Annotated in this window: 6 protein-coding genes; 2 read left to right on the top strand and 4 right to left on the bottom strand. The window is 28.4% G+C overall.

Annotation, left to right across the window (positions count from 1 at the left end; translation table 11 throughout):
* Positions 1-218: 218 nt before the first annotated feature.
* The 3 genes from AB4Y90_RS16070 to AB4Y90_RS16060 are packed head-to-tail and all read right to left on the bottom strand — an operon-like array spanning position 219 to position 1,671.
* Positions 219-854, bottom strand: a complete 636-nt coding sequence (locus AB4Y90_RS16070) for a hypothetical protein (protein ID WP_441558588.1) — start codon at positions 852-854, stop codon at positions 219-221.
* Complete coding sequence (locus AB4Y90_RS16065) at positions 805-1,215, bottom strand: hypothetical protein (RefSeq protein ID WP_441558587.1); 411 nt, start codon at positions 1,213-1,215, stop codon at positions 805-807. Before AB4Y90_RS16065 ends, AB4Y90_RS16070 begins: the two co-directional genes overlap by 50 nt.
* 6 nt (positions 1,216-1,221) lie before the next feature.
* Entirely contained in the window at positions 1,222-1,671 is a 450-nt protein-coding gene (locus tag AB4Y90_RS16060) for a hypothetical protein (protein ID WP_441558586.1), read from the bottom strand.
* A gap of 182 nt (positions 1,672-1,853) precedes the next feature.
* Here AB4Y90_RS16060 and AB4Y90_RS16055 point away from each other — a divergent pair, with 182 nt between their 5' ends.
* The gene (locus tag AB4Y90_RS16055) at positions 1,854-2,084 is read left to right on the top strand and encodes a helix-turn-helix domain-containing protein (RefSeq protein WP_072958016.1); all 231 of its coding nucleotides are present in this window, start codon (positions 1,854-1,856) and stop codon (positions 2,082-2,084) included.
* Between the two features lie 355 nt (positions 2,085-2,439).
* Here the strand turns inward: AB4Y90_RS16055 and AB4Y90_RS16050 are convergent, their stop codons facing one another.
* The gene (locus AB4Y90_RS16050) at positions 2,440-2,841 is read right to left on the bottom strand and encodes a hypothetical protein (RefSeq protein WP_441558585.1); all 402 of its coding nucleotides are present in this window, start codon (positions 2,839-2,841) and stop codon (positions 2,440-2,442) included.
* A gap of 291 nt (positions 2,842-3,132) precedes the next feature.
* Between AB4Y90_RS16050 and AB4Y90_RS16045 the strand changes: the two genes are divergently transcribed.
* Positions 3,133-4,860, top strand: coding sequence for an AAA family ATPase (locus tag AB4Y90_RS16045; protein WP_441558584.1), 1,728 nt, complete (start codon positions 3,133-3,135; stop codon positions 4,858-4,860).
* The last annotated feature ends 111 nt before the right edge of the window (positions 4,861-4,971 follow it).

Raw genomic sequence — 4,971 nt, 5'->3', positions numbered from 1 at the left:
AGAATGTACTTTGTTCTTAGTTCTAAAACCTCATGTATCCCACCAAAGTATTCATAAGGTTCTAATGACAATCCATTCTCAATAAATTCATAAGGCGGAATAGAAATTAAGTCAAATTCATAATCTGCATATTCACTATCAAGTTTAAAAATCAAGTAATCATAAATGTTGTTTTTCATTAATGTAAGGGTATAAAAAAACCACCTCAAAGGTGGCTGTTAATCAATTTTAGGAATTGGAATCATAGGTGCAACTATCTTCTGCATTTCCTCTTCTATTTCTTTTAGTTTTTCTGGATATATTTTTCTTTCATAAAATAGCATTTTAAATACATCATCAAATTCAATAATGTTCTCATAATACTTTCTATCAATACAAACTCCGAATTCTCCTATTGGCGAGTTTCCAAAATGTGGGTGAACTACCTCATCATCATTAACACTATAATCCAAATGGTCATAATAGAAAATAGCCAGTTTATTGTAACCAATATCAAAGTACTTTTTCAACCATTCTTTTAATTGTGACTCATTATTGTAGGTTTTATATTCTTCAAGTGCAACTTTACAAACTGCATCTAATTCCTGAACCTTAATACCATATTCAACTTCTTCGTAAAAGTTACTAAAATACCTATATCTCTTAGTACAATAATTGGCTTCTTGTAAACAATCATAAGGCAAGCCTTCATCTTTCCACTCTTGACATTGCTCACAAAGATTCTCGGAATAATTTTTAACTTCTTTGTATAAATCGTTGTATTCATATAACCAAAATGCAACCTTTTGCAATGTAAAAGGATTGTCATTGAGATGCTTTAGTTTGCTTATTGAATTGTTTATTTCTTCTTCCAATTCCTTTTCTATTTTTTAAGAATTTATCTCTTATGCTTTCAATTACTTCTTTCTTGTTACCAGCTATTAGAAATATGAATATAATCATTATTATACTAAAAAAGATTAATCCAATTATTAGGTAAATCATACATCTGATAAGACTTCCAAATAATTTTCCCATCTTTATTGTAGTTTCATCTATCCCAAAAATACAAGATATAGTAAGTAATATAAGTACTATTGCTATTATATAAGAGATAATAACATTCTTTCTCTCTTCATGAAATGAAAACCCTGATTTTGTCAAGAAATAAATTGTTGGAGTTCCAATCATAATTGCAGATACATAATATAAAGTATCAGTAAAGGATAATTCCATAATTTTCTATTTTATGATACCACAAACACCATTTAATAGAACCTCTCCTAATGAACCTGGAATAGCCTTAGCTGAACTACTTATAGGAGGTATTAAACTTTTCACTAATTTTCCCTTGGAATTATATTCGTGGCTTTCTTCAAGTGAATAGGTCTTATCCAAGCAAGAACATTTAAAATATTGAAGTTCGGTATTTCCAGCAACAGTTCTTAATTTTCCATTCTTACCTTTAATCTTTTTGGAAGCTTTTACAATTTTAACCCAATATTCGGCAGAATATATTTTGTCATTCAATAATGGGCTTCTACTGGCTTTTTCTGTTTTTACATAATATAAGTCTCCGTCGTCATTTGAGGTTACAAGATAGAAACCAGCTTCTGTTTCAGTGCCATAAGATTGAGCATTTATTTTTGTAAAGCTAACTAAGCATAATGTGACAAATAAAAATTTATTCATTTAATTAGTTTTAAAGTTTTTCAAATATAGTAAATGTATCATTTATGATAACCACATAATTATCATTTATGACCACTTTTGGCTATTAATATTAATAAACAAATAGAGTTAGAGTTTATCACCTTTTCTTACGGTTTTCCGTAGTTAAAGTGCATTCTAATTTATTGTTTAATTCAGCCAAAGTGGATAAGAAAGAATATCAAGTTGCAATAGGAAAGCGTATAAAACAGCTTAGAGAAAAAAAGAATATTTCTCAAGTTGAATTGGCTGCTTTATGCAACTTTGAGAAATCTAATATGTCGAGGTTAGAAGCTGGAAATACCAACCCTACTGCATATACATTGCACATTATTGCTCAAAAGTTAGAAATTGAGACTTTTGAGATTCTAAAGTTCAAAACTTTACCTGAATAAGTTTTAGCTATTTATACATATCCTTCTATCAAACCTGGATAAGGGAAATCGTGTATTTTGTTGTTTTTAAAGTAACCATGCATGTTTATTCTCCAGGTACCTTCAAGTAAGGATAAATAAAATTGAAAATCTTCCGTACTAAATTTGGAGTTGAATATCATCTTTCCAGGTACAGTTAAATTTTCCTGCACATTTTTTCCTTACACTATATTGTATAAAAGAAAATTTTGTGCAGGTTAACCAGAAAAGTTTCAAGATTTTATTTCGGAATATATGATACTAAAAAATAAAAATGTCCAGATTTTACCTGAACCTATATAAGACTCAACAGTAAAATTTGGACATTTTAGGAAATTTAATCAACCATTGCAAAGTTGTCCGGAGCTGAATATACTTTAGAAGTTATGATTTCTTCTGCTCTGTAAACATACCTGTGTGACAATGTAATAATTTCTCCTGTATCTTGAATAGTGTACTCATAAGGCTCACATTCTTCTTTTACAATTGAACCAGGAAATTCTGAGCCAATTAAGGATTTACAGGTTTCTTCATCGAATGTAGATGTAATAGTAGCTTTCTTAGAAGTGGCATAATACATTCCTGTAGTTTTACTTAATACCATTTCAATCCCTCCTGAAACTTCAAGTACAAAGAATTCCTTGTTCTCTGCTACTCTTTTTTTGTAATTGATAATTCTTACCATTGTTTTTGATTTTGAGTTAGAAATAACACCACAAGAATTGAAATTGCACAGCACAAATAACCCAGCTTTCAACTTGAATTTATAATTGTTCCTGTAAAATTTTTGTTTTCTTAAAAAGGTGGCGGGGGATTCTTGTTTCCCTAAAGACCAGTGAGGGTTTTTAGAGGGGAATTTGAGTGTGAATAAATTTTTTAGAAATTTTTTTTAGGAAAAATAATTTAGTAATTAAAATTTACGGGAATCCATAAAATAAACTAAATAAGATTATATACATTTGTAAAAAACTAATATTGAAAGCCTTCCGTAAAAATTAAGGCAACCCAATAAGCCTAAAACTTAAGTGACATGTTTGATAATATATATTTTCTGGGTGGAATACATGGTTCAGGTAAAGGTACTACAGCTGAAAAAATACTTTCTAAGTCAAGCTTAATCCATCTTGAAGCGAGCAAGGTTTTAAAATGGGAAGATATTAGCTATAAAGAAAATAAGAAAGTTGATAACATTACTTTTACGCAAAATAAACTTATCGTTAATTTAGAACAGATTGTGACTAATGAGAATCAATTCCTTTTGGATGGTCATTATTGTCTTATAAACAAGCAAGATGAAATTGAAAAAGTTACCCTTGAAACTTTTGAAAAGATTAATCCTATATCATTAAGCATAAAAATTGATGAACCAACTGAGATAAAAAAAAGGTTGGAACAAAGAGACTGTAAATTTTATGATTTAAAATTCTTAGTCCATTTTCAAGATGAAGAACTAAAATATGCAAAATTCTTAGCTGAATATCTTAAAAAACCTTTATTCATTTTAAATCAAGACCTTGAAAATTTATTAAAATATATATTTGAAAATCGCATAGATATTCTTATTTCAGAAGATAAAAAGATTCATAAAAAAGCAGAAGCTTTAAATATTAATGATAGAGTCTTTACCATTCAAAAATTTCTTGAAAAGATAATAGCTGAAAATCCCAGTTTAGTTCCATATGATATATTAGCTGTTAAACAAGCTGATTTCGGACAAATTGATTTATCAGATCCTTTTTTTGATTCTTTCAAACAAGATTATTCTGAATTTGAGTGGTGGTTCAATAAAAAGACAGAAAATCCATGTTATATATGTAACAGCGACGGTATTTTATCTGCATTTCTCTTTATTAAAGTAGAAGATAAGGGCGAAGACTATTCAAATATTTCTCCTGCATTTAAAACCAAAAGAAGGTTGAAAATAGGAACATTAAAGGTTACTGGAAATGGATATAAAATTGGTGAAAGATTTTTAAAAATAGTGTTTGATAATGCTTTTCAGTATAAAGTTGATGAAATTTATGTAACTATTTTTGATAGAAGACCAGAACAAATACATCTAATTGAAATGTTAGAAGAATGGGGATTCATCTATCATGGGATAAAAACTACTTCAAATGGTGAAGAGAAAGTCTATGTTAAACCTTTCTCTAAAAAAAATATAATCGATATCAATAATCCAAGAATTAGCTTTCCTTTTTTCTCAAAAGAGACTGATAAATATATTATTAAAATAGAGCCTCAATATCATACTGAACTATTTCCAGATAGTATAAATACAAAAGAAGACAAAACTCTTTATCAAGAAAATGCCCCGCACAGAAACAGGATTGGAAAAGTATATATATCTCACTCTCCACAGCGAAATTTAAAATCTGGAGACATATTTTTAGTTTATAGAATTGGAGAAACTGATCCCAAAATTCATTCCAGTACAATTACATCAATTTGTATCGTCGAAGGTATTAAGACTGATTTTAAAAATTTTGAAGATTTTTTTAATAGCTGTAATAGAAGGACCTTAATAAATAAAGATGACTTACTAAATAAGTGGTGGAATAAAAAAGGAGACTATAAACCATTTATTATTAATTTTTTACATGCTTTTTCTTTTCCTACTCCCAAGCCCACTTTAAAGAATTTAATTGATATAGGAGTATTAGAAAATCCAAGTAGTTTAGGTATAGGATTCTACAAGTTGAATGACGAACAGTTTAAAAAAATAGTTAAATTCGCATATAGAAATATTGGAAAATGAAAGTAGTATTGTCGATTAAACCTGAATTTGCGAAGAAAATTTTTGATGGAACTAAAAAATTTGAGTTTAGAAAATCTATTTTTAAAAATAAAGACGTAGAAACTGTAATTG

The sequence above is a fragment of the Chryseobacterium sp. 2TAF14 genome (assembly GCF_052115105.1).
Classification (GTDB): domain Bacteria; phylum Bacteroidota; class Bacteroidia; order Flavobacteriales; family Weeksellaceae; genus Chryseobacterium.
Note: the sequence above shows the minus strand (reverse complement) of the source record. Positions and strands in the feature narration are given on the sequence as shown.